At 48.6% G+C, this 26,142-nt stretch carries 21 protein-coding genes; 14 read left to right on the top strand and 7 right to left on the bottom strand.

Translation table 11 applies throughout. The annotated features are described in order from the left end of the window. Window positions 1-28 precede the first annotated feature (28 nt). The 5 genes from HY200_01605 (at window position 29) to HY200_01585 (ending at window position 5,788) form a co-directional block, all read left to right on the top strand. Window positions 29-1,135, top strand: coding sequence for an efflux RND transporter periplasmic adaptor subunit (locus HY200_01605; GenBank protein ID MBI3593632.1), 1,107 nt, complete (start codon window positions 29-31; stop codon window positions 1,133-1,135). Next, a complete protein-coding gene (locus HY200_01600; protein ID MBI3593631.1) occupies window positions 1,132-4,239 on the top strand; it encodes an efflux RND transporter permease subunit in 3,108 nt (1,035 codons plus the stop codon). The genes HY200_01605 and HY200_01600 overlap by 4 nt, the downstream gene beginning before the upstream one ends. Window positions 4,240-4,326: 87 nt before the next feature. After that, complete coding sequence (locus HY200_01595) at window positions 4,327-4,776, top strand: DUF2384 domain-containing protein (protein MBI3593630.1); 450 nt, start codon at window positions 4,327-4,329, stop codon at window positions 4,774-4,776. Between the two features lie 2 nt (window positions 4,777-4,778). Continuing rightward, window positions 4,779-5,249 carry an RES domain-containing protein gene (locus HY200_01590; GenBank protein ID MBI3593629.1) on the top strand — a complete coding sequence of 157 codons (471 nt, stop codon included), beginning with the start codon at window positions 4,779-4,781 and terminating at the stop codon, window positions 5,247-5,249. A gap of 209 nt (window positions 5,250-5,458) precedes the next feature. Next, on the top strand, window positions 5,459-5,788 hold the full coding sequence (locus tag HY200_01585) for a hypothetical protein (protein ID MBI3593628.1): 330 nt from the start codon (window positions 5,459-5,461) through the stop codon (window positions 5,786-5,788). On the opposite strand, the gene HY200_01580 is transcribed toward HY200_01585, so the two are convergent. From HY200_01580 to HY200_01565, 4 genes are all read right to left on the bottom strand, one after another. Further along, window positions 5,778-6,194, bottom strand: coding sequence for a hypothetical protein (locus tag HY200_01580; GenBank protein ID MBI3593627.1), 417 nt, complete (start codon window positions 6,192-6,194; stop codon window positions 5,778-5,780). The two genes, HY200_01585 and HY200_01580, sit on opposite strands and share 11 nt — an antisense overlap. An 8-nt stretch (window positions 6,195-6,202) precedes the next feature. Next, the gene (locus HY200_01575; GenBank protein ID MBI3593626.1) at window positions 6,203-6,928 is read right to left on the bottom strand and encodes a hypothetical protein; all 726 of its coding nucleotides are present in this window, start codon (window positions 6,926-6,928) and stop codon (window positions 6,203-6,205) included. A gap of 218 nt (window positions 6,929-7,146) precedes the next feature. Further along, window positions 7,147-8,124: a quinone oxidoreductase gene (locus HY200_01570; protein MBI3593625.1), complete on the bottom strand. Its 978-nt coding sequence runs from the start codon at window positions 8,122-8,124 to the stop codon at window positions 7,147-7,149. 61 nt (window positions 8,125-8,185) lie between these two features. Then, entirely contained in the window at window positions 8,186-9,139 is a 954-nt protein-coding gene (locus tag HY200_01565) for a CPBP family intramembrane metalloprotease (GenBank protein MBI3593624.1), read from the bottom strand. 161 nt (window positions 9,140-9,300) lie between these two features. Between HY200_01565 and HY200_01560 the strand changes: the two genes are divergently transcribed. The 5 genes from HY200_01560 to HY200_01540 all read left to right on the top strand — a co-directional run bounded on the left by HY200_01560 (window position 9,301) and on the right by HY200_01540 (window position 19,199). Continuing rightward, window positions 9,301-9,972, top strand: a complete 672-nt coding sequence (locus HY200_01560; GenBank protein ID MBI3593623.1) for a TVP38/TMEM64 family protein — start codon at window positions 9,301-9,303, stop codon at window positions 9,970-9,972. Window positions 9,973-9,978: 6 nt separating this feature from the next. Continuing rightward, complete coding sequence (locus HY200_01555) at window positions 9,979-11,496, top strand: mercuric reductase (protein MBI3593622.1); 1,518 nt, start codon at window positions 9,979-9,981, stop codon at window positions 11,494-11,496. A gap of 202 nt (window positions 11,497-11,698) precedes the next feature. Further along, a complete protein-coding gene (locus HY200_01550) occupies window positions 11,699-12,070 on the top strand; it encodes a response regulator (protein ID MBI3593621.1) in 372 nt (123 codons plus the stop codon). 661 nt (window positions 12,071-12,731) lie between these two features. Next, on the top strand, window positions 12,732-17,576 hold the full coding sequence (locus HY200_01545) for a multicopper oxidase domain-containing protein (GenBank protein MBI3593620.1): 4,845 nt from the start codon (window positions 12,732-12,734) through the stop codon (window positions 17,574-17,576). 204 nt (window positions 17,577-17,780) lie between these two features. After that, window positions 17,781-19,199 (top strand): cardiolipin synthase B, encoded by a 1,419-nt coding sequence (locus HY200_01540; protein ID MBI3593619.1) that lies wholly within the window; start codon window positions 17,781-17,783, stop codon window positions 19,197-19,199. A 28-nt stretch (window positions 19,200-19,227) separates the two neighbouring features. Here the strand turns inward: HY200_01540 and HY200_01535 are convergent, their stop codons facing one another. The 3 genes from HY200_01535 to HY200_01525 all read right to left on the bottom strand — a co-directional run bounded on the left by HY200_01535 (window position 19,228) and on the right by HY200_01525 (window position 20,623). After that, the gene (locus HY200_01535; GenBank protein MBI3593618.1) at window positions 19,228-19,431 is read right to left on the bottom strand and encodes a hypothetical protein; all 204 of its coding nucleotides are present in this window, start codon (window positions 19,429-19,431) and stop codon (window positions 19,228-19,230) included. 85 nt (window positions 19,432-19,516) lie between these two features. After that, the gene (locus HY200_01530; protein ID MBI3593617.1) at window positions 19,517-19,939 is read right to left on the bottom strand and encodes a MarR family transcriptional regulator; all 423 of its coding nucleotides are present in this window, start codon (window positions 19,937-19,939) and stop codon (window positions 19,517-19,519) included. A gap of 288 nt (window positions 19,940-20,227) precedes the next feature. Then, entirely contained in the window at window positions 20,228-20,623 is a 396-nt protein-coding gene (locus HY200_01525; GenBank protein ID MBI3593616.1) for a DUF302 domain-containing protein, read from the bottom strand. Between the two features lie 193 nt (window positions 20,624-20,816). Between HY200_01525 and HY200_01520 the strand changes: the two genes are divergently transcribed. The 4 genes from HY200_01520 to HY200_01505 all read left to right on the top strand — a co-directional run bounded on the left by HY200_01520 (window position 20,817) and on the right by HY200_01505 (window position 26,018). After that, window positions 20,817-24,158 carry an EAL domain-containing protein gene (locus HY200_01520; GenBank protein ID MBI3593615.1) on the top strand — a complete coding sequence of 1,114 codons (3,342 nt, stop codon included), beginning with the start codon at window positions 20,817-20,819 and terminating at the stop codon, window positions 24,156-24,158. A 267-nt stretch (window positions 24,159-24,425) separates the two neighbouring features. Further along, window positions 24,426-25,376 (top strand): SDR family oxidoreductase, encoded by a 951-nt coding sequence (locus HY200_01515; GenBank protein MBI3593614.1) that lies wholly within the window; start codon window positions 24,426-24,428, stop codon window positions 25,374-25,376. 97 nt (window positions 25,377-25,473) lie between these two features. After that, a complete protein-coding gene (locus HY200_01510) occupies window positions 25,474-25,704 on the top strand; it encodes a hypothetical protein (GenBank protein ID MBI3593613.1) in 231 nt (76 codons plus the stop codon). Further along, complete coding sequence (locus tag HY200_01505) at window positions 25,692-26,018, top strand: type II toxin-antitoxin system PemK/MazF family toxin (GenBank protein MBI3593612.1); 327 nt, start codon at window positions 25,692-25,694, stop codon at window positions 26,016-26,018. Before HY200_01510 ends, HY200_01505 begins: the two co-directional genes overlap by 13 nt. Window positions 26,019-26,142 lie beyond the last annotated feature (124 nt).

Below are 26,142 nucleotides of genomic sequence, written 5' to 3'. Positions count from 1 at the left end.
ATATTTTAATGATCCCCGTGAGAACACGATGAAAATAAATGCTTTTTTATCTCTCCTCTTTCTACTGGCGACCAGCTGTTCGTCGCCCTCCACCGGCTCGGCGCCTCCGAAGGGTGCGGTCAAAATCGTTCCCGCTCCGGTTCCGGTCATGTCAGCCCGTGCCGTTCAGAAAAGCGTTCCTGTCAAACTTCATGCCATTGGAAATGTTCAGGCCTATTCCACCGTCACGGTGAAGGCCATGGTTGGAGGAACATTAACCCATGTGAATTTTAAAGAAGGGCAATTTGTTTCGAAAGGAGAACTTCTATTCAGACTCGACTCCCGGCCCTTTGAAGTGCAATTAAGACAGATGGAGGCGAATCTGGCCCGGGACAAAGCGCAGGCGGAGAACGCCCGACAGCAAGCGGTTCGATACAAGGAGCTGGTTGCCAATGGTTATGTCGCCAAGGAACAGTATGATCAGATTTTTGCGAATGCCCAGGCCGAGGAAGCCACGTTACTGGCGGATGAATCCGCTGTCGAAAATGCGAAACTTCAGCTGGAGTACTGCTATATCCAGTCTCCGATTGACGGCGTGACAGGAAATCTTTTGGTTCATGAAGGGAATCTGGTCAAGGCCAATGATGTTTCACTCGTCGTGATCAATCAGGTTCGACCGGTTTTTGTCTCTTTTTCCGTTCCGGGACAAAATCTGCCCGAAATTAAAAAATTTATGTCGAAGGCTCCCCTAAAGGTGGAGGCTTTACCCACGGACAAAGAATCTCGTCCGGTGACGGGAGAGCTGGTTTTTGTCGATAATATGGTCGATCTTCAAACCGGAACGATCCAGCTCAAAGGAGTATTTCAAAATGGAACTAAATCGTTGTGGCCGGGACAGTTTGTGAATGTGGACCTGTTCCTTTCTCATTTGGACGATGCCGTGGTGGTACCTACGCAGGCGGTTCAGACGGGACAGTTCGGACAATACCTTTTTGTCGTTAAGCCGGATCAAACGGTCGAATCCCGAACGGTGACCGTTTCGAGAGTCATGGAAGAAGAGAGTGTCATTGAAAAAGGGATCGCGCCGGGAGAAGAGGTCGTTATCGATGGTCAATCGAGGCTTGTGCCTGGTTCCAAAGTGACGGTCAAGAAATGACCATTCCCGAGTTTTGTATCCGGCGTCCGGTCATGACCACGCTTTTGATGGTCGGGATTTTTCTCTTTGGCGTCATCGGATACCGGGCTCTGCCGGTCAGCGAACTTCCCAACGTCGATTTTCCAACCATTCTGGTTTCCGCCAACCTACCCGGCGCAAGTGCCGAGACGATGGCCTCATCGGTGGCGACGCCTCTCGAAAAGCAATTCTCCACGATCGCCGGAATCGATTCCATGAATTCGCTCAATGCGATCGGAATGACCCAGATCACCGTTCAATTTGCGCTCGACCGGAATATCGACGCCGCCGCTCAGGATATTCAGTCAGCGATTGTTGCCTCGCAGAAAAACCTTCCGGTCGGAATGCCGGTACCGCCGACTTATCAAAAAGTAAACCCGGCAGATCAGCCGATTCTTTTTCTTGCATTGAGTTCTCCCTATCTTCCACTCTCCCAAATCGACAGCTATGCCCAGAATATGATTGCCCAGCGGATATCAACGATTGAAGGGGTGGCCCAGGTTCAGGTATTTGGTTCCCAAAAATATGCGGTACGAGCCCAGCTTGATCCCAATGCGCTGGCCTCTCGCGGAATCGGTATTGACGAAGTGGCGACCGCAATCAGCGGAGGCAATGTCAATATTCCGACCGGGACGCTCTATGGTCATCATCAGGCATTTTCGATCCAGGCGACGGGACAGCTGACCAACGCCGCGGCATACCGCAAACTGATTGTAGCCTATCGAAACGGATCGCCGATCCGGCTGGAGGAAGTGGGCCGGGTGATCGACAGCGTCCAGAACGATAAAATCGCAAGCTGGTACAAGGATACGCGGGCCATTGTGCTGGCGATTCAACGCCAGCCCGGTACCAATACCGTTCAGGTGGCAGAGGCGATCAAGAAACTATTGCCCGATTTCCGTAGCCAGATGCCGGCATCGGTCAGATTTGAAATTCTTTATGACCGGTCGGTGTCCATTATGGATTCGATCAAAGATGTGAAATTCTCGTTACTCCTGGCGATTGCGTTGGTCGTGATGGTGATCTTTCTCTTTCTTCGTAAGATTTCCGCGACCGTCATTCCGAGTCTCGCGCTTCCCATTTCCCTGATGGGGACATTCGCGATTCTCTATCTCCTCGGCTACAGCATTGACAATCTCTCACTCATGGCCCTGACGCTCTGCGTCGGTTTTGTGGTCGATGACGCCATTGTGATGCTAGAAAATATCGTCCGACACCTGGAAAAAGGGGAGGATATCATGACGGCGTCGCTGACCGGCTCCAGGGAGATCGGGTTTACGATACTTTCCATGACCATTTCTCTGGCCGCCGTTTTTATCCCGGTTCTTTTTATGCAGGGGATTTTAGGAAGATTGCTCCATGAATTCTCCGTGACCATTATTACGGCGATCGTGGTATCGGGTATTGTTTCACTGACCCTGACGCCGATGCTCTGTTCCAGAGTTTTCAGGAATCATCATGAGGAAAAACATGGGGCGCTCTACATACTTTCCGAACGATTTTTTGAAGGGTGGCTCAGGCTCTATGACCGGACCCTCCAGTTTGCATTGAAACATCGCCCGGCCGTGATGATCCTCTTTACAGGCTTGTTTGTCGCTTCCATCTATCTTTTCAACAACATACCCAAAGGGTTTATTCCGAACGGAGATACCGGGATGATCTTTGCCTTTACCCAAGGCGCCCAGGATATCTCGTTTGAATCGATGAAGACGCATCAGCAGGCGCTTGCCAAAATCGTTCAGGACGATCCCTATGTGGAGTCCTTCATGTCCGCTGTCGGAGCGGGAGGACCGAATGTTACGGGCAACACGGGACGTATTTTCATGCGGTTGAAGCCCCGTTCCGAAAGACCGGATGTCGATAAAGTGATACAGGAACTGCGGGTAAAACTTTCAACAGTCCCCGGGATCAGGGCATTTCCCCAAAACCTTCCGATGATTCGGATCGGAGGCCAGTTGACCAAGAGCCTTTACCAGTACACCCTTCAAGATGTGGATTTGAGGGAACTCTACCATTGGGCGCCTCTGCTTGAAGCCAAATTGAGAACATTGCCCGGATTTCAGGATGTGAACAGCGATCTGGAAATAACCACACCGCAGATTATGGTGGATATCAACAGGGATAAGGCCTCTTCATTGGGCGTGACGGCGGATCAGATTGAAACAACCCTTTACAACGCATACGGGTCCCGGCAGGTTTCGACAATTTACACCCCTTCGGACCAGTACTGGGTCATCATGGAGCTGGAGTCCCGGTATCAGTTGGATCCCAACGCGCTATCGCTCCTTTACATTCGATCGTCCACCGGACAGTTAATCCCGTTAAATGCGGTAGCCCGGTTGAACCGGTCTGTAGGTCCACTTTCCGTTGCGCATCTGGGACAGCTCCCGTCAGTGACCATCTCCTTTAACCTTCAACCCGGCGTTTCTCTGAGCGACGCGGTTTCAGAGGTTCAATCTGCGGCTCGGGAAATGAATGTTCCCGTCACGCTAACCGGGAGCTTTCAAGGGGTTGCACAGGCTTTCCAGTCTTCGTTTCAGGGATTTTCTCTCCTCCTGTTTTTGGCAATCGGTGTGATTTATATTGTTCTGGGGATTCTGTACGAGAGCTTTGTTCATCCGATCACCATTCTGGCAGGCCTCCCTTCCGCGGCCTTTGGTGCTTTATTAACATTGACTCTTTTTCATCTGGAGCTCAATATTCTCGGGTTTGTCGGACTTTTGATGTTGCTCGGTATTGTCAAGAAGAACGCGATTATGATGATAGATTTTGCCCTTCACGCGCAAAGAAATGAAGGTAAGAAAGCGCACGATGCAATCTATCAGGGGTGCCTGGTCCGGTTTAGGCCGATCATGATGACGACGCTGGCCGCCTTGATGGGGACGCTTCCGATCGCCATCGGATTTGGTGCAGGATCTGAAGTGCGGCGGCCCCTCGGTATGGCCGTGGTGGGTGGGCTCCTGGTCTCTCAATTGGTGACCCTGTATATCACCCCGGTCATCTATCTTTATTTTGAAGAAGGTCTGGAGAAACTTGAAAAATGGAAAGAAGGGAGAAAGTTATCTCCCTCGAACCGGGAAGCTTGATCCCTTGAACATTTCTTCTATCACTTCTCCCGATTTGACAATGGGACAATTGTCCTGTATCATTAGGATAAATGTAATGGAATTCAAATGTTTGAACTGACAGAAGAAACGATGAACATTCTCGGAGGAAAGAAACTCCTCGGAAGGGCAATTCGTACCGGATTGGATCTCGACAAAATCATCAAGGAGGGATTTTCCGCTTCTGTGCTGAATTACTTCAAGAAATTACTCGGCCTCAGTGATCTGGAGCTTTCGAAAAGCCTCGGTGTCAGCACCAAAACGCTTATGCGGTCCAGGAAGACTGAAAGAAAGCCGGCAAAATTAGACCCGGTGACCAGTGATCGTCTATACCGCCTTGCCAGGATTTATGCGATGGCCTCCGAAGTTCTGGGTGGAATAGATCAGGCGAAAAAATGGCTTCATTCTCCGCAGATGGGGCTCAATCACCGGCTTCCTCTGGATCTTATTTCTACCGAAGCAGGATCACAGGAAGTGAAGGATCTCCTGGGTCGAATCGAGCATGGTGTCTTTGCTTGATCTTGGCCTGGAGAATTATTCAGGCGTCTCAGCGAGTCGAGGCCTTGACAGGCGAGGGATCCCGTCTTTACGGGGGTCGATGGAACCATAAAGGAATCCCTTTAATCTATCTGGGTGGTTCGCTGGCTCTCGCTTCCCTTGAAGTTTTTGTACACATCAGCAGTATTGTCCCATTTAACCAAAAATATTTTTCTATCTCGGCGCGCATTTCCGAAGATGTCACGATCAAGAAAATTGAACGGGAATCCCTTCCGCCGAATTGGCAAGAATTCCCGGCTCCGGATACTACGAAAGATATGGGGACGCGCTGGGCAGAACAGAAGGAAACGGTCCTGCTTCAAGTGCCTTCCGTATTAATTCCTGAAGAAGTCAATTATCTCCTCAATCCCGCTCACCCGGATTTTCGCAAAATAAAGTTTTCCGAACCCAAACCCTTTTATTTTGATGCCAGAATGTGGAAATCGGGCAAATAAGTATTCCGTCCCAAATTCGGTTGTAAGTGGATTGCTTGCATTTAAAGGAATTCAAATTAGATATCGAAACGCAAATCTGTTTGAAAATTGATGGGTCTCGCCATTTCTTTTCAAGAATCTGGATAGGAACAAGCAACTTTTTCTAGAAACCGGTGCTTAACTGGGGGAGCAAGTCAGTGGAAATGACACCGGACTAGACGTTTATGGGAATGACAAAACTGATATTTACCGTGATGGTGATGTTCAGTCTGATATCGCTTCAAGCGTCGGCCGGCATGATGGACTTCGACGCCTATCGCATGTTGGAAATTGGGACGTCAGAAGGGGAGGTTTTGGCTCGCGCAGGACCGCCGGATAGGGAGATCGAAGTCCGTATTGAAAAAGAAAATGACGATACTTATTCTGTCGTGCGAGAACTTACTTACATCCCCTATCCCGATCAGGAGGATCCTCACATCACGGTGATCACCATAAAAAAAGGAAAGGTCATTGCCATGGATCGAAATCCTGTCATGACCTCTCCCTATTTTAACCCGTAAAGAATTGTCTAACCTTGGGATGGAAAAGAAATAAAGTCACGCCACCAAAGACTAGAATAAAGACTTCCAGACCTATCGTGTTGTAATGGGTTAAGACCCTGGAACCGATCTTTCCCCGCCATATGAGACCGAGCAATAGGGATAGAATCGCAACGCTAAAGACAATCATCAGTTTTCGTCCTAAATCATTCAATCGGTAAACCAGAAAGATGATTGAAATGCCCAATGAGGAGATCCCGCCTAAAACGAGGATCAAATAGATCTGCTCATTCACCTGAGAGGATTCAACAAGGCTGAAAGACAGGAAGAAACTGAAAAGAAGAAAGGGAATAAGCGAAAAAACACCGATGAGTCCATAGAAGGCCGCCATAAAGTTGATGAAGAAATTAATCATGGTTTTGCCCAATAACTATCCTATTTAGTTTTTGGGTTCGAATCTGGAATGGCTCCAGGAGTCTGTGCCGGCAATTGAACGGCAACCAGTGCAGTGACTACTTTTTCGATTCCTGGAATACGAGTTCTCAATTCTGCAGTGGTCTGAGTTTCTTCATTAAGAACTTTATATTGTGGTCTAAAACGACCATTCGGGAGCGGGTCTGGAATTTCAATAATCAAAGTTCCAATATAAGTCACTTCGCGAGGTTTGATCTCAAAACTTGAAAAGGGTGTTGGAAGATTAATTGACGAATTGCCTGGCACTGACACGACGCCCAGGGGAAGAGTGAGAATGTTCATAAGCCAGGGAGAAGCCTTTGACATTGTGGTTTCATTGACATTGACGCCTGTTGCGGTCAAGGAAAGCAAACTATATTGACCGGCGGTTAACGGCAAACGAAAATCATACCCATCTATATCTTTTACATCCGCCGTCCCTTCGATTTTATGGGAATAGGTCTGACCCGTCGCGATATTCTTGATCTGAAACGTTTCTCCTGACCCCTGAGCGCCGGTAAGAGTGACCGTCTTTTCACCCTGACGTAACAAAAATGCGCCCACCAAAAGTCCGTTTTGGGATCCGGCAATTGATTCTCCCTGTTTGACGTTTTTTAGGGTCTGCAGTGAACTTGCGCATCCCATGATTACGACCAACCCTGATAATAGTGCGCCCGATAGAATGTTCCTCATTGCCTTTATGATCATCTAAATCTCCTCTTAAGTAGAAAATCTGATTTCCATCCATTTTAGTCACCAATTCAGGCATTATAGGTTTTTGATTTGATAAATGCGAGAAAAAATAATAAAGAGGTAAAATGAATCTAAATTTAAAAGCATCTGATTGAAAGAAGGAATACCTACTGATTGAACCAGGATTCGGATTGTTCATAGACACGGATTGTCAGTGATAAACAGCCGTTAGGTTACCCCGGCAGGAGCAGGATGGAACCGGTTGTTTTTCGGGCTTCGAGGTCTCTGTGGGCTTGTACCGCTTCGCGCAGGGGATAGGTCTGATGGATTGAGACCTTGACGATCCCAACTTCGACGGCTCTGAACAGATCTCCTGCGCTCTTTTCAAGTTCCGTTCGTTTGGCGACATAAGTCATGAGTGTGGGCCGGGTGAGATAAAGCGATCCCTTTTGAGAGAGCGTGATAATCTGAAACGGAGGAACCGCACCGGAAGCGTTTCCATAGCTCACCATAAGTCCGCGCGGAGCAAGGCAGTCGAGAGAATCCGCAAAAGTGTCTTTCCCAATTCCGTCATAGACGACGGAGACGCCCTCACCTCGCGTGATTTCACGAACCCGGACGGAGACTTTTTCCTTCGCCGAGACAATGACATGGGCACATTTCGAATGAAATGCCACCTTTGCTTTTTCGTCGCTCCCCACCGTTCCAATCACGATTGCCCCCAGGTGCGAAGCCCACTGGCAGAGGAGCTGGCCCACCCCGCCTGCGGCGGCATGGACCAAAATCGTTTCCCCTTTCTTCACGGGGTAAGTGCGCCGAATCAAATATTCCGCCGTCATTCCCTTGAGCAGAATGGCCGCTGCGGTCCGATCGTCGATATGATTCGGAATCTTGAGGAGTCGTGACGCGGGGCGAACGATCAATTCCGAATAGGAGCCCAGCCCCTCCGCGTAAGCCACCCGGTCACCCACTTTGAAATCTTTTACCTCGGCACCGATCTTTTCCACGACGCCGGCTCCTTCCGCACCGGGAACGAAAGGAAGTGGGGCCGGGTACAATCCGTTGCGAAAATAGGTATCCAGATAATTGACACCAATGGCCCGGTTTCTGATGAGAACGTCTCTGGAGCCAGGTTTGATCTGATCACCAGTTTCTTCCCAAATCATTTTTTCAGGGCCGCCGGTCTCGTATACTCGCATCGCAAAAGGCATTGTGAATCTCCGTGTTTCTTCCCCATGCGGGGGGAAAGCCATTTATAGTGGAACGTTCTTGTTATCGGGGGAGGGAGAAGAAAGCCACCCAAAGGGTATTGATCAGGCCATGAATGATAATGGGGGTGGAAATCCGTTTGGTCAAAAGATATCCGGCGCCGTAAAAAAAGCCCGCGATCGTCGCGAAAGCGAAAAGTGAAAGAGTGGGAAGGTGGGCCAATCCAAAAGCAAGGGAACTGAGTGCCAGAGGAATCCAGTAGGGATTGCTGTCAAACAGGATAAATCTTAAACGGTCCAGAATAATCCCTCTGAAAAAAATCTCCTCGAGCGGAGCGACAATTCCGAAAAAATAAAATAAGAGGGGAATCCATTGTTGAATCCCGAAAGTCTGGGGTCGGAATTGAAGCCATTGTAACGAAAATCCAACCGGAACTAAAAGTCCAATGACAAATAAGACCCCTGAGGCGATCCATAGCAAATCTTTTCCCGCTACCGAAAAATCAAGATTCGTTTTGAGGTTCTTGCTTAGAACAAAGAACTGAAAAATGATAATTGCCCCGATTGTGAAATAAAAAAGATCGATACCGTCCATCGGAATTTGCGAAATGGTATACCGGGCCAGCGGCGCAGAAAAGAGCTGGCTTTTGACGGCAGCAAAACCGATCAGGATGACCAACCCGTCGGAAAGCACCTGTCCATAATAAACCAGAATGAAGAAGAGGATCAGTGCGCCCATGATCTGGACGAAAGGTGCGGAGCCCAGGTATCCATAAAGGAGATAGAGTCCCCCGCCGACTCCGAATAAAATCCCTTTCAGTCGAAAGGAATCTTTTTCAATGTCCCATTTTGAAAACGAAAGGGTGATCGAAAACAGAAAGAGCCCGTAGCCCCCCAGGATGAGAAAGTAGGAGAAAAAGGTTTTTCCGAGAACGAAACTTTCCGGTGGGAGATAGTAGACGGAACCAAAACAGCCCAGAAAAAGGAGGAAAAGTGAAAATAAGTCCAGAATTTTCATATCGGCACTCCTCTTTTTAGATCAAGAGAATAGGTAACGCAGTTCTTATTATACCCGACATTTTCAGAAATAGCATCTTCCAATCGAAAATCGGGACATCTGAACCTTTCGTCCAAATTAATCTTGAGTCCTCAACCGGTTCATGGGAGAATCAAAACCAGATGATGAGGCCCCGGACAAAAAGTTTTTTAAGACTTCTCATTTTTGTTCTCATCCTTGCGGTTGCAGGAACGCTTTCGAGATATTTTGGTTTGATGCAATATCTGGAGCAGGAGAGGCTCAAAGAGTGGGTCGATAGCTTCGGGGGCATTGCGCCGTTGATCTATATCTTGATATTTGCAACCGCCCCTTCTCTTTTCTTGCCTGGACTTCCGATTACCCTTGCCGGTGGGGTGATCTTTGGCCCGCTCTGGGGAACGGTTTATGCCTCAATCGGATCAACGCTTGGAGCCGGAATCGCGTTTTTGATAGCCCGTTATTTTGCGAGAAAACAGATCGAAGCGCTATTGGGTCCGCGGTTTCAGGCTGTTGACGAAGGGGTCCAAAAAAGGGGCTGGATTTACGTCGCGACCACCCGTCTTATTCCTCTCTTTCCCTATAATCTTTTGAACTACGCGTTTGGATTATCCAAGATCAGATTCCTGGAATATCTCCTGACCTCCTGGATCTGCATGTTGCCCGCGACTGCAGCCTATGTTATTTTCAGCAGTTCTCTGCTCGGGTTATTACAGGGGAGAGTCTCCGGGGAGATGGTCATCGGGTTTCTTTTGATTCTTCTTGTTTCGGCCCTGCCATTTGTCATCAAGAAAGTTCAAAAACGAAAGGGAAAATAATCCACCATGCCGGAACTGGACAAACATGATCAGGCCTTGATTCAAAATGTGCATCCTCCAGGCTGGATCAATCCGACCCCAGCTGGAAGATATAATCTGGTGGTTTTGGGAGGTGGAACGGCAGGTCTTGTTTCCGCGGCGATTGCTTCAGCGCTCGGAGCGAAAGTGGCGTTGATTGAAAAGAATCGTACGGGAGGAGATTGCCTCAATACCGGTTGCGTCCCTTCCAAGGGGATACTCCGGGTATCAAAAGGCGTCGGAGAGATCCGGCGCTCCTCATCCTTCGGGATTCAGATTCCGGGAGGGGTAGCGGTTGATTTCCCAAAAGCGATGGAACGGATGCGGAAGTTGAGAGCAGAAATCAGTCAGAACGATTCTGTGGAACGATTTCGTCAGATGGGCGTCGACGTCTTCCTGGGTGAAGGAAAATTTCTGGACCGGCAGAGCATACAGGTTTCCGGAACAACCTTAAACTTTTCGAAGGGGGCGATCTGTACCGGAGCCCGTCCGGCAATCCCTGCCATTTCGGGGCTCAATCGGGAAGAAGCCTTGACGAGTGAAAACCTGTTCAATTTGACAACGCTTCCTGCAAGGCTTGCCATTATCGGTGCCGGTCCGATTGGATCTGAAATGGCCCAGGCCTTTCGACGATTTGGAAGCGAGGTATTCCTTTTTGATGGCGCAACGAGGATTCTGCCGAGAGAAGACAAAGAGGCCGCGATACTCCTGCAGGAAAAGCTGATCCGTGAAGGGGTTCGTCTTTACCTGGGTTCGAAAATAGTGAATGTAGAATCAGACGGAAGCGATAAGGTCATTCATTACGAGTGGAAGGGAGAAAAAAAGGAACAGCGGATTGATAAGATACTGGTCAGTACGGGCAGGACACCCAATGTGAATGGTCTGGGATTGGAAGAGGCCGGTATCAAATACGATTCCAGGTCTGGCATTCATGTGAATACACGGCTCCAAACAACCAATCCAAGGGTCTATGCGGCGGGAGATGTCTGTTTTCCTTACCACTTTACCCACGCCGCGGATGCGACTGCTCAAATTCTGATTCAAAATGCGCTCTTTCCCCATCCCTTCGGGATCGGCTATGCCAAAACCGGCGATCTGGTGATCCCGCGATGTACGTATACCGACCCTGAAATCGCCTTTGTCGGGCGTTTTGACGAGACTGAATTTGGAAAAACAGAAGAGGTTGAAACGGTCACCGTGCCCTTAAGTGAAGTAGACCGGGCGATTCTCGATGGGGAGGAAGAAGGTTTTGTCCGAATCCATTTGAAAAAAGGTTCCAATCAAATTGTTGCGGCTACTTTGGTAGCCTCCCACGCAGGTGAAATGATCAATGAAATCACCATGGCAATGAAATCAGGAGCAGGGATTAGCCTGATAGGCGGAAGCATCCATCCTTACCCCACCCAAGCCGAAGCGATTCGTAAAGCGGCGAACCTATGGCGAAAGAAGGGCCTGACTGAGAGCAAGAGAAATCTTCTCAAAAGATGGTTCTCTTTGAGCCGTTAGCTCTCAAATTTAGCTTCCATTCCTTGTCGAATTTGTCAGGTCGCTTCGACGTTATTTTTATTTCTTTCTGGCCAATTTTTAAACTGTTATCTGATGACAGAGGTCGGTGTGGGGTACCGGCTTCGTGTAGAGTAGGCACTCATCTTGCATTCTTTCCAGAGCGGGTTAATAAACTTGTTTTGAGGAGGAGTTCGCACGCAAGATGGCATTGGGCAAAATACTTGTAATTGATGATGAAGTCAATTTTCGCCAACTGTTTTTACAGACCTTACGCAAAGAAGGTTATCAAGTCCAGACTGCTGAAAACGGGGAAGAGGCTTATCATCTTCTGCAAAAAGAACCCTTTGATCTTGCCCTGATCGATATCAAAATGTCCCCGATAGATGGATTTTCAATATTGGAAAGAGTTAAAAAAGACTATCCAAAGATGAAAGTGATCATGATAACTGCCTTCGCCGCCATCGACACAGAGACCCGATCTCTCCAACTGGGTGCTGACCGATTCCTCACCAAACCTCTTGAGATTCCTGAACTTAAACAAGCGATACAGCTTACCCTCGTCTCATCAAAATAAATTAAAAAGGGTTTTTCCTTTTTTCAAAAAGATCTTTCCTTTCGTCAATTCTCCGAATCCCTTTTATGTTCCAGATGGACAAAGGTGTTGAATGATAATGTCTAACTGAAAATCCCTGAGATTTGAGTGCAATAGAAAAGATAGCTCATTCAAATTGGTTCAACTGTCTATTTATTTATACAGCGTTGGGTAAGAGTTTAGAATCCAATGTTTCTTCAGAATAAAAGGGTTTCTTTCTTTGTGAGAAACCTCACACCCCCGATTTTCAAACAAAACTGTCCATTAAATTAGACATCCGAACCGTAAAAAGAGACGTGAAACGGGAAGCATCAGGAGAATGGATTATTTCGGTTATGAAAGCTTCTATTCTAATCCGTTGAAAAATGGCGGGAATTTTAAATTAAAAATGCATGGTATGAACATTGCACAGTAGCACGTTTCTATAAAGGGAAGTTTTCTTCGAGTGGTTCCTTCGGCAACAAATCGATTTCAGGTTTTTTATATAGAGTGGAGATGAATCAATCAATTTAGATTGGTTCAGCGAAAAATAACAAGAGGAGATCATTTTATGAATTATTTACGAATGAAGGTCGCAGAAACATTTTCAAATCATAAAAGGCTTATCTTGCTTTTTCTGATTCTGGGTATCGGTTTCCTCTGGATGACTCAGGCCGTTTTTGCCGAAGAAGGCCATCAGCATGGGAGTACCGTCGTCGCGGCGGCGGATTCCGAAGGCTCCTGGCAGACGAAGCTCAAGAAACAGATTGAGCAGGAAGAGTCCATGGAAGGGAAGTCGGGCAATAACGATAAAATTGATGCCGCGATGAACAAGTTAATGGAAGAGATCTCCGGCGGGAAACACCCGCATCAAGCTGCAGCAGGTCCCTTTCAGGATATGTCGACCATGCAGCAGATGGATCGAAGTTTCTTCCTGGGACCCGGGACCGTCAGCGAGACCGTCACACAGGGAGGCCGTTGTCCCGCAAACGCTCCTCGAAAAGAGTATGATGTCTCGGCCATTACCGTTGAGATCACTTTGAATCAATGGGGTGATTATCATCCCGGCTATATGTATGTTTTAACCGAAAATCTTTCGAAAGTCCGAGAAGAAGAGAAAAAGAACAAGGAAGCACGAGGCCACGATAACGATCCGGGTGCGGTAACCAACGGATTACAGACCGACGTGATTCAGCCGCTGACCCTGCGCGGGAATCAGGGAGATTGCGTGATCTTGACCCTCCGGAATACGATGAAGGACGAAGATGTCGGACTCCATATTCATGGCTCCAGCTTTATTGTCAAATCAACCGGACAGCCGGCAACGATGGTGAATCCGGATTCCAATGTCAAACCGGGAAAATCACAGGCATTTGAATGGTATATCCGTCCTGATGAACAGGAAGGGGCTCATATGTTTCACAGCCATGTCGGGCGTGAATCGAGCAGTCTCGGGATGATCGGTTCGTTTATCGTGGAGCAGATGGGAGCCGTTTACCTCGACTCGATCACCGGAAAAGTCAACATGAGCGGCTGGCAGATGATGATTACTTTTGACCAGAAAAGATACCCCACCACGCATGACTTCCGTGAATTTGTCATGTATTACCATGAGATCGGCGATGAATCCTTCCGTCCGCTCAATCGTCATGGAGAAATGATTCCCCAGCGCGATCCAAACTCGGATGCTTATCGCCCCGCGGCCCGCGCGATCAATTTCAGAAGCGAACCGTTTGGAATCAATAATTTAGCCCAACAAGAAAAATATTTCCATTTTGAAGATGAATCCCACAGTTACAGTGCCTATACCTTTGGTGACCCTCCCACGGCGCTCCCCAGGTCCTATATGGGGGATCCAACCAAATATCGTTTGATTCATGGCGGCGGAGAAGTTTTCCATTCCCATCATCCGCACGGAGGAACGATCCGCTGGCTGCGTCAGCCGAAAGCCGATGCGAAAGCCGAAGAGCTCTTTTTGGCCGGGACGGACGGCCCGATGAAATATCCGGTCATTCGGACCACTTCAGACCGCGTCGATGTGGAAGTGATCGGACCGACCGAAGCGCTCGATCTTCAGGTCGAATGCGGTTCGGGTCTTTGTCAGCAACTAGCCGGAGATTTTCTGATGCATTGCCATGTGGCGCATCATTATGTGGCCGGCATGTGGTCTTACTGGCGCGTCTATAACACGCTTCAGACGGGGAACTATCCCTATGGAAGCACCGACATTATGCCCGCGCTTCAGGAACTTCCGGAACGGAAAGGGAGAATGAAACCGCCGGTGACTTCCGACCAGCTTGTGGACAAAACAGTCGACTGGTATAACAAGAAATGGCATATTACGGCCGACAAAACCGATTGGTCAAAACCGATTCCCGACATTTCAATCAAGGAATGGGTGAAGATGATGCTCCCCCCTGCCGGGCAGCCGGGCCATACCGCCGATGAAAAAGGCCAGATAATGGCTTATGACGCGACGGTGTGGGACTGGAGTTGGGACGGGAATAAGGCGATGGGCGAACCGGAAATGACCGATCAGTTCGCGTTTCCGAAATTCAAGTCTCCCATTCCCGGAAAGCGACCTCCTCTTTTATTCGAAGAGAAGACCGGAAAACTTTCCTGGCCCCATCTTAAACCGCACTTTGGAAAACGAATTCCGTTTGCCCGCCACCATGGTCCTGCCCCCTGGCTGGAACCGATCCACGTGGCCAAAAACGCAGGCGCGCTGGCAACCGATCCGGGAAGTGAAGGGGCATTAGGTCAGGAGACCTCCCTTCCGGCAAAACCGGGCGAACAGGGAAAATGGAGCCTTTGTCCCGAAGGGGCCGGGCGTAAACAATACACCATTCATTTTATCGAGACGCCGATTACCATGGAGACCGCCATCGGAAGTCAAAAACCGATTGTCGATCAGCATGGAACGATTTACGTCCTTCAGGAGGAAGAAGCCGCAATCCGGGCAAATTCAGACCTGGCTCGCCCGCTGGTCTATCGCGCCAATGTCTATGATTGCGTTGATGTGATTCTGAAAAGTGAGTGGAACGACAACGATAATACGAATTTCCAGATGTCGAAGATCAACATCCACCCTCATTTCATCCAGTTTGACAATCAGGCCTCAGACGGGGTGATGAGTGGATTTTCGTATGAACAGTCGGTCCGCCCGTTCACCATGATCGGGAAAAAAGAACATAAAGGGATGCCCGCGCCGATGAACGCGCTGTTGACTTCGGATGCCGCAGCCAAAGCCGATTCCATTAAAATTAAAATGGGCGATGGCGCAACAGCGTTCCATGTCGGCACCGACATTATGATCGGCATGCACGAGCTTAATTCTTCGGAAGTCCGGTGGATCAAGGCGATCAATGGCGACACGATCACCTTTACCGAACCCCTGAAACATGCCCATAAGAAAGGCGAGATTACCTCGGCTGAATATGTCCGCTACCGCTACTGGGTCGATTCGGACCTCGGGACGGTCTTTTGGCATGACCACGCGCTGGGCGCGACCACCTGGCCTCACGGCGGGGTCGGCGGCATGATTGTGGAACCGGTAGGGGCCACCTATCACGATCCGAAAACCGGCAAGGAGATCCGCAGCGGACCGATTGCGGATATTCATTCCACGGAACCGATTGGTTACAACCGGAGCGGCAGTTTCAGAGAGATGGTGGTGTATCTCCATGACACCGTTCCCTTTACCGCACAGGTGGTTACGGAAGGGAATCCTCCCGGACAGTCGCTCAAAGCCTCGATTGACGCCGGACAGACCATCTCGTTTGTGATGCCTGAGGATCTTCTGAAGGTCACCAACACGTCGATCAACGGAGGAACCCATACGACAGGCGGAGGAATGTTCTTCCGTGCGGAATCGCTGGCCCGAAGGCTTGCGGACAATTCAAAATCGGAGCTCGTCTTCTCGAGTCTTGCGCACCACAATCAGGATCCGGACACCCCGCTCTTGAGAGCCTATCTGGGGGATACGGTCGTCTTCCGCCTGATGCATGTGATGATGAACGAATCGCATACCTGGCATATTGCAGGCCATGCCTTCAGAACAGAACGTTATGCGCAATTCTCCGACCTGAGAAATGCCTATCATGTGGGAATCGCCGAACGGTATGACCTGGTCACCACCGCGGGCGGAGCCCAGCAGATGGCAGGCGATTACCTTCATTACAATGGCCGGGCGTCTCACCTCTCCGAAGGGAGTTGGGGCATTATGCGGGTGCTGGACAAAAAAACCGCCGATCTGAAGCCGCTTCCGGGACATGAAGAAATACCACAGTCAGCCAAGTCGGTCTGTCCATCGGATGCGCCGGTCAAGGCATTCAATGTGATTGCGGTGGATCGTTCGTTAAAATTCAATAATCAGGCGCCGGATACGATCGAAGTCGATTTCGACCGGAAACTGCAGGTTGCCAACCCCAAAGGGAAGATCTTCATGCTCGAAGGGGACAAGAGCAGGGTTGCGCTGGACAGCCAGCCTAATCCGCTGACGCTCCATGTCAACATCGGTGACTGTATCAAGATCAACTTGAAAAACGAAATGAAGGCAAGCCGCGCTTCGTTCAGTGCCGATATGCTGGCGTTCGATCCAAAAGATTCGCAGGGGATCAACGTCGGCATGAATCCGGGAGACCAGACCATCGGCCCGGGTGAGCATAAGACCTATATGTATTATGCACCGGCTGAATATGGCGAAACGGCCGCGCTGGTTTACGACTGGGCCAATATTCTCAATAACGTGAGAGACGGACTCTTCGGCGGAATCATCGTCGGTCCGCGAGGTTCCACCTATCGCGATCCGAAAAGCGGCGAAGATGTCAGCTTGAAAAATGCATGGAATGTCGATGTGATCATCGATCGTTCGGTCCCGGAGAATGCGAGCCGTGCCGACTATCGCGACGCGTCACTCTTCTTCCAGGAAGAAGACAACATTATCGGAACCTCCTTTATGCCGTATCTTCAGCATATTGCCGGGTTGACGGGTGTCAACTACCGGATCGAACCCTGGAGCTGGAGACAGGACAAGGGGTGTGAGTTGGGGAATCTCTATTCCGCCTGCGTTGCCGACGAGAAAGATCCCGTGACGCCGACTATTTCCGCCCATGCCGGAGACCCGGTTCGGATCCATGTATTCGGAGCATTTGATGAACAGAATCAAATCTTCAGTCTTGAGGGTCATGAATTTCCGCTCAAGCCGAATATGGTCGGTGCCGATATGTTGAGCTCGGAAGAGTTTGGCGGGTCGGAAAATCTGGATGTCTTCATCAAGGAAGGGGCGGGAGGGCCTTACCATCTTCCGGGCACCTACGTCTGGCAAAACCACCGCATGCCTTACGCGGAAGCCGGACAGTGGGGCTACCTGAGAGTCCTGCCGGTGGGAGACAAGAGTCTTCTTCCGATCAATACGGGTGCCGGGTCGATGGGGATGAAAACAGCTGAAGAGCCAAAGGCTCCCCCGGCTTCTGTGCCGGTCTCAATGCTGGAGAAGAAAAACGAATAGAAAGGTGATTCAGCAGTAAATCAGGGAGGTACCTCCCTGCAGCAGATATCTTGAGGGACTCGCTCTCTCATTCCGAATTTCCACTCTGTTTACCTTGGTAAATGGGATGACTGACCGGAATGAGGATGGGAGTCCCTCTTTTTTTTATTTTTAAGCCGTTCCCGAAATTGACAAGGTTTTCCAAAGGGATCTATACTCACGCAGATGACTTCTCAACCTTTTATAAACGGCGCGCTTGACGGGCAGATTTTCGAACGGGCTTCGGGAGCTCCTTTGATTCAAGGGAATCGGGTAGATATTCTCATGGACGCAAAAGAGAATTATCCGGCCTGGGAGGCAGCGATTCGTTCCGCGAAAAGTCATATTTTCTTTGAAAGCTATATCATTTTTGATGACGAAATCGGAAATCATTTTACCGATCTTCTGATTGCGCAAGTTAAAAACGGAATACGGGTCCGGTTGATTTATGACTGGGTCGGCGCGTTCGGACGGAATTCCAGCCGATTTTGGAAACGATTGAGATCCGCCGGAGTGGAAGTCCGCTGTTTTAATCCGCCGCAGTGGCGTTCTGAAATCGGATTTTTTACCCGGGACCATCGAAAGATGTTGACTGTGGACGGTAGGGTCGGATTTGTCAGCGGACTCTGTCTCGGTCAAAAATGGGTCGGGAATCGCGAACGGGCCATCGAGCCCTGGCGAGATACGGGGGTGAGAATTCAGGGCCCCGCCGTGTCGGAACTGGAACGGGCTTTTGCGTCGGTCTGGGAGACGACCGGTACGCCCATTCCGAAAGAAGAACTTGAAAAAAGAGCGCCATCGGGTCAGGAAGGAAACACGGCGCTCAGAGTGATTGCAACCATTCCAAACCGGGCAGGCGTCTACCGTTTAGATCAATTGATTGCAGGGATAGCGACCCGGACCCTCTGGTTAACCGATGCTTATTTTGTAGGGGTCAGTCCGTACTTGCAGGCCTTAAAGGCGGCCGTCGTTGATGGCGTGGATGTCCGGCTCCTGGTTCCCGGGACGACCGATATCCCGGTGCTTCAGGCGATCTCCCGAATGGGGTATAAGCTCCTGCTGGAAGCAGGCGTTCGCATCTTTGAATGGAACGGATCGATGCTCCATGCAAAAACCGCAGTGGTCGATGGAAAATGGGCAAGAATCGGATCGACGAACTTAAACCTCGCAAGCTGGATTGGAAATTACGAACTGGATGTGGCCATTGAGGACCCCGAACTGGCTAAAAAGATGGAAGAAATTTATCTGGAAGATCTTTCCCACTCGACTGAAATCATCTTAAGCGAGCAGTATCGGGTCAATCCGGTCCGGAAAAGGCGAGTTGAAGCGGATCAGGAGAGGACTTTAAGAGGCGGAAAGGCAAGCCAGGTGGGCGTCGGAGCAATCCGGCTTGGATATGTAGTCGGGTCGGTCGTCAAGAATCAGAAAGAGCTGGGACCGGCGGGGATAAAACTGATGACGGGAATTGGAATTCTCCTCTTGTCCATGGGACTCCTGGGACTCCTATGGCCTCTCCTTCTAACGATCCCGCTTGCCATTATTTTCGGCTGGATCGGAACAAAACTCCTCGTCAACGCCTATCGCACTCATTCAAATGGAGAATAAAATGCGAAAGCCTTTACGCGGAAAAGATTTAAATCGCTCTTGAAACGAGTTTTCGTCTGGCTTTGGAGGCGATGACAGGAGAATGTTTTTTTCGATGGGCATCAATGAGCGGATCAAGCACCTTTCCGCAGATCAGACATCTCCAGCCGGAAAAACTGTTCTTGCCCGTATCATCCTGCCAATCGAAAAACTGTTCATATGCCATGAGGCCTTTACATTTTGGACATTCCATAATATCCACCCCTTTCAAAAAATAATTTCAAAATGAGTTCAATTCAGTTTAAAAGTTTTAATGTTAAACTACTTAAACAAAAAAACTATTTTACTTCAGTGGGCAAACCCGATAGCTTTCGGCAAATCGATCTTAAGAACTGCTGTTCTTCTCCCGACAACACTTTGAGCTCTTCCTGAATAAAGTTCGCCACTTTCGGCAGAACTTCGCTGATCACCTTTCTCCCATCATCGGTGAGATGAATACTGATGAATCTTCGATCGTCACCCATTCGTTCGCGCCGGACAAATCCTCTTTTCTCAAGATTATCAATGACAAGCGTGATATTCCCACTGCTTTTAAAAATCTTCTCTCCCAGCTCCTTCTGACACTGGGCGCCTCCACGATAAAGCGCGTCGAGAATCCCAAACTGACTGATCGTCAGCCCTTGATTTTCACACTTAAAACTGATCTGTGACGTCAGAAAGTCGCTCGCTCTGATGAGAGATAAATAGGAAGAGAGCGCCATTCCCGCCTGGTAATTTTCGTGACATTCTAAATGCAAAGCTTTCCTACTAAGTGATTTAATATTAATCTAACTCAATATGAGGTAATTGTCAAGATAATAAGCTTTATCGTAATTTAAGATCTTTAAAATTTAACCGGAGATTAGTAAGGACGAACCGGCCCTCTGCCGGCCGACATTTCTATGGTTATTGATGCCATGTCGGCTGGGAGCGGAGGGAGGTGAGCACCGTAAGCGCAACCGACCGTGCCGGAGAGTCCTTACTAGTTTCCGGTTTACGATTGGTTTTTTTTAAAGCGATCCAATGACCCGCACCAGCCTTTCACGCGCTTCTTTCGCCACCGCCGCAAGCTCCTTCTTATCTCCGACTATATTGAGGAAAATGGCCGGATCTTGAGCAGAAACCACGCATTCATTCGCCTTTTCTTCGTAGATAATGACATTGCAGGGAAGGAGGAGCCCCATTTCGGTTTCATTTAGAAGGGCCTGATAGGCAAGCTGGGGATTACAGGCCCCCAGAATCAGGTATTTCTTGAACTCTTTATCCAGTTTCTTCTTGAGAGTCTCTTTGACATTGATCTCGGTCAAGACGCCGAATCCCTCTTTTTTCAGAGCTTCAGTGACTTTCGGCACCGCCTCTTCATAAGAAAGATGAATTGTTTTACGAATGCCATAATCCTGACTCATAAAATGCCCCTTTCGTAAAGTGAACCTGTTTTTTATGACGAAAATCTCTAGTTATGTTAAATCGTTGTTGTGAAACAGGCAAGCGTTTTCGCACCCGCTCTGGCATTGCCCGGCAGCTTGACGGACCCCATCGACGTGTTACACTAAAATAAGCATTATTATCATAATCCAAAACTGTCACTGGACGAAGCGAATGTCGAAGCCACCTTCGAACAAGAAAATTGAATCAAAACTGGATCGACAAAATATCTATCTAAAATGGCTTCCATTTCTGATCCTGTTTCTTTCTCTGGTGATCACCTTTCTAGCGTGGAATTATACTCGCAAAAAGATCGAACAGAGAACGCAAAGCTATTTTGAACAACAGGCAATGCGCTCTCAAGAAGAGGTCATTCATGGGGTTGAAGATTATTACCAAGCCCTATATGACCTCAAGGGCCTTTTTATGGCGACCGGGAATTTGACCAGAGCGCAATGGGACAAATATATCCAGTCGCTGGACTTAAAAAGACGATTTCCTGGCATGCACAACTTCTCCTATGCCCGATATGTTCCGAAGGATCAAAAAATAGCGTATGAAAATAGAATTCGTACCGAGCTGCGTCAGGAAGCGTACAAGATTTATCCGCCCGGCAACCGAGATGACTATTTCCCGATTGAATATCTTGCATTCACCTATTCAGAAAACAATGATTACGGGTTTGATATCGGCGGAGATCCGGTACGGCGCGAAGCGTTAATTCGCGCCATTCAAAGCGGTGAGCCGACTGCGACGGGAAAAACATTTATCCGATCGGCCAATAAAAGCGGATTTTGCATTCGTATTCCGATCTTTAAATCAGGGCTTCCACGTCGAACCGAGCAGGAGAGATTCAACGCGCTGCAAGGAATCGTTTCAGTCGTCTTTTCAATGGATACTTTCATTAAATCTGTGCTTGAGAACAGCTCGAAAAAAGAGATCGATCTGGAGATATTCGATCTGGGTCCGGCACAATCTCCTCGCCCTATCCCGGTGATCCAATCGGACTTAGATGCCTCCCTTCTCTATGATGGCGATGGCGTCGTACATTTCGAAAACGCAAATTACAATCCATCCTATCGGCTGACCCAACAGTACGACATCGCTGGAGAATGGTGGTTATTCTATCTCACAGCCGGTCCCGGGTTCAGGATCGGATCTGAACATTATTTTCCTTTTGTAGTTCTTATCGCGGGGCTGCTGATCAGCGGCCTCTTCTTTGGCATGACCTGGACGCTTGTCACCTCTCAGAAACGGGCGGTCAAGATTGCCGGCGCGATGACCTCCGAATTGAGAGAAAGTGAAGAAAAATTCCGCTCATTTACGGAAACCGCATCGGATGCGATTATTACGACAGATGGAGAAGGACAGATTATCTATGCCAATGAGGGAGCGATGCAACTCACCGGATTTTCCTCCGGAGAATTGGTCGGAACCCATTTTTCAAATCTGATTCCAGAACGATATCGCGAAACTCGGCCGGGTGATTTTTTGAAGGAGATGTCATTAAAAACAGCTTCGCGAAGTGGAAAATCTATTGAAATGGTGGGATTGCGCAAGAATCAGACCGAGATCCCGGTAGAGCTGTCTTTGACGCGCTGGAAAAATGAAAAAGGGACGTTCTTTACCGCCATTATCCGGGATATTACCGAACGCAAAAAGACGGAACAGAGCCTGACGCAGAAAAATGCGTTTGTTCAGCTCCTCTACGTGGTGACGGTCGCGGCAAATGAGTCTTCCACTCTGGAGGAGGCTCTTGAAACCTGTCTCAGTGAAATATGCGGACATATGAACTGGTCGGTCGGGCATGTCTATTTCAAATCTGAGGATGAGGGAAAAAGCCTTTTCCCATCGACAATCTGGCATTTCGACAATCCTGCAAATTACCTGGAATTCAAAACGGAATCAGAAATGACATTTCTTAAATCGGGAGAGGGAATTCCCGGAATGGTCCTGGAGAGCGGTGAGCCGATTTGTCTTTTGATCACTTCCGGAGAATCCGAATCCAAAAGAAACCGCTCTGCGATATTGTCCGGGATCAAGTCGGGATTTGCAATCCCGCTATTGGTAAAAGATGAGGTGGTCGCGGTACTGGAATTTTTTTCAAAGCGGGTGGTTGAGACGGATGCCTCAACACTGGAGGTGATGGCCCATATCGGCACCCAACTGGGAAGAGTCATTGAAAGGAAAAAGGCGAAGGAGGAACTTGATTTTACGGCGACACACGATCCCTTGTCTCATCTGCCGAACAGGACGCTTTTTTCAGACCGGCTGGAACAGGCGATCTTGAATGCCAAGCGAAATGGGAGTATGGCCGCGGTCTTCTTTGTCGATCTAGATCAATTCAAACGGATTAATGATACGCTCGGACATACTTTGGGAGACATAGCCCTGCGGGAAGTCGCAAAACGGCTCCAGGATTGCGTGAGAGCAGGTGATACCGTTGCCCGATGGGGAGGGGATGAATTCACCCTCTTATTTGAAAACATCACCAAAGTCGATAACCTGGTTCGAATTTGCCACAAGGTTCTGGATGCCATTTCGCAGCCGATCCTGATCGAAGAGAAGGAACTGCACCTCTCCACCAGTATCGGAATCACCATCTCTCCCTTGGATGGGGATAATGCCGAACTTCTCCTCAAAAATGCCGATATTGCCATGTACCGGGCGAAAGAAAAAGGGAGAAATACCTTTCAATTCTACTCGCAGGAGATGAGCAAAGATTCGTCGAACAAGCTCGAATTGGAGAACCAGCTCCGTTATGCGATCGAAAGAAAGGAATTTATTCTTCATTACCAGCCCTTTGTCGATCTGAAGACCGATAAGATTGTTGGAGCGGAGGCGCTGATCCGCTGGAATCATCCTACGCTGGGGATGGTGCCGCCCGGAAAGTTTATCTCGCTGGCGGAAGAAACAGGTCTGATTGTTCAGATCGGGGAATGGGTATTAAAAACGGCTTGCGAACAGAATAAAGCGTGGCAAAACATGGGTCTTCCGCCGATCCGGGTGGCAATTAATCTCTCGGCCAGACAGTTCCAACGCACCGGTATCGTCGAGATGATCAAGAAAAGCATTCAGGAATCTGGGCTATCTCCACGGCATCTTGAACTGGAACTGACCGAAAGTATCTTGATGCAAAAAACAGATGAAATGGTCTCCACGCTGGGAGAACTTCATCAGATGGGAATTCATATCTCGCTGGATGATTTTGGAACCGGGTACTCTTCGCTCAGCTATATTAAGAAATTCCCGATCGATACCTTAAAAATTGACCAGTCCTTTGTGCGTGATGTCATCACGAACAAAGACGATGCGGCGCTGTCCACGGCAATTATTGCCATGGCGCATAGTCTGAATCTCAAGGTGATTGCCGAAGCGGTTGAAACGGCGGAACAACTCGAATTTTTCAGATCCCATGGTTGTAATGAAATTCAGGGATACTATATCAGTCCGCCTCTTCCCCCGGAAGTGTTTAAAGCATTTCTCCATGAAAAAAGTCTCATTAAATCGATCTGAATTTTGTCTTTCCCGCAATCTATTCTCGTCATTCCCGAATGATCTTATCGGAAATCCAGAAAATAAGTTGCAATTTCGGGTGATAAAGATTAAAAATAAAAATCGAAATTATATGAATATTAGCGCAAAAGGTTGGTCAAAAGGGTTCATTTGCCAGGCCGCAGTTTTGAGAGCGACTGAGGCGTACAATATCGGGTACGTTGAAGGAGATCGAGAAACGAGAACGCAGCAAATGGCCGTTTTCACCAACCTCTAAAGGTGTCATCCATGGGAGGTTTGGTAAAAAAGCGCGTTTTGGTGACCGGTGGTGCGGGTTTTCTAGGCTCCCACCTCTGCCAAAGACTTATTTCTGAAGGAAGTGACGTCATCTGCGTCGATAACTTCTTTACCGGAACCAAAGACAATATTCTCTCCTTAATGCAAAATCCGCGTTTCGAGCTGATCCGCCACGATGTGACTTTTCCTTTATATATTGAAGTAGACGAAATCTACAATCTCGCCTGTCCCGCCTCTCCCATTCATTACCAGTTCGACCCGGTGCAGACCACCAAGACCAGTGTCCACGGAGCGATTAATATGCTAGGGTTGGCGAAGAGGGTCAAAGCGAAAATCTTCCAGGCCTCCACCAGTGAAATCTACGGCGACCCCGAAGTACATCCTCAAACGGAAGAATATTGGGGCCATGTGAACCCGGTTGGTATCCGTTCCTGTTATGATGAAGGAAAGCGTTGTGCTGAAACCCTCTTTTTTGACTATTTTCGTCAGCACCATCTTAAAATTAAAGTCGCTCGGATTTTCAACACGTACGGGCCCCACATGCATCCCAACGATGGACGAGTTGTTTCCAACTTCATTGTCCAGGCCCTGCAGAACAAGCCGATCACCATTTATGGCGATGGAAAACAGACCCGTTCGTTCTGCTACGTCAGCGATTTGATCGAGGCTTTTATCAAACTCATGCAGACGCCGGATGATTTCACCGGGCCGGTCAATCTCGGCAACCCGAATGAATTTACGATTCGCGAACTGGCTGAAAAGGTGATTGTTCTGACCGGCTCAAAGTCAAATCTTCAATTCAAACCGCTCCCAACCGATGACCCAACCCAGCGCTGTCCGAACATCTCCCTCGCCAAAAAAAACCTCGATTGGGAACCCAAAATCCAGCTCGACGAAGGCTTGAAATCGACCATTTCCTACTTCGACAAACTCCTTAGATAACTGGTTTTCCTAGATACCTTCTATGCCCATGTGTTGACATCTTCTTTGAAAGAAGATACACTATAGGACAGATGAGAATATCTTAAGGGGGATAAAAATGAAAGGCAAACTTTCTGCCACCATAGACAAACCTTTGCTTAAGTACCTTGACACCTTGCCCGGAGAATCACGATCGGAAAAACTCGAGGCTCTGATATTAAAGTTTAAGAAACTTGATGAAGAAAGACTGCTTCGAAAGTTATTGTCGCAATATCAGGAAGATGATGACGAACGTACGGAAAGGGAAGCCTGGGAACAGACCATGGAAGAAGGAATATGGAGCGAATAAGCCGAGGAGAAATTTGGATTGTTGAACCCGCTTCCCATCCTAAGCCGAGACCAGCATTAATTATCAGTATCAACCCGGTTAATGATTTATGCCCAGACATTCTCCTTATTCCAATTACCACCAAACCTGGGCCGCTTAGGATCCAACTCTCCGAAAATTCTGAGAAAACTGGCCTAATGTCCGAAAGCTACGCGAAGTGCGAATCGTTAGGACCTGTGCATAAATCACGATTAAAGAGAAAGATCGGTCGACTTTCTCATTCCGAATTGAAAAGCGTTGACGAGGGTGTAAAAAAGGTATTGGGGATATCGTAAGAGCCCACACATTAAAATGGCTAAGAAAAGGGGCAGGCTTGGATAGAAAAAATATTGCAACAGGGACAAAATGGGAACCGATTATCGGATATTCCAGGGCAGTCAAAGTGGGCAACTTTGTCTT

Source organism: Nitrospirota bacterium (assembly GCA_016194305.1).
Classification (GTDB): Bacteria; Nitrospirota; Nitrospiria; order JACQBW01; family JACQBW01; genus JACQBW01.
The sequence above is the reverse complement of the archived record's forward strand: the minus strand, read 5'-3'. Positions and strand labels throughout refer to the sequence as shown.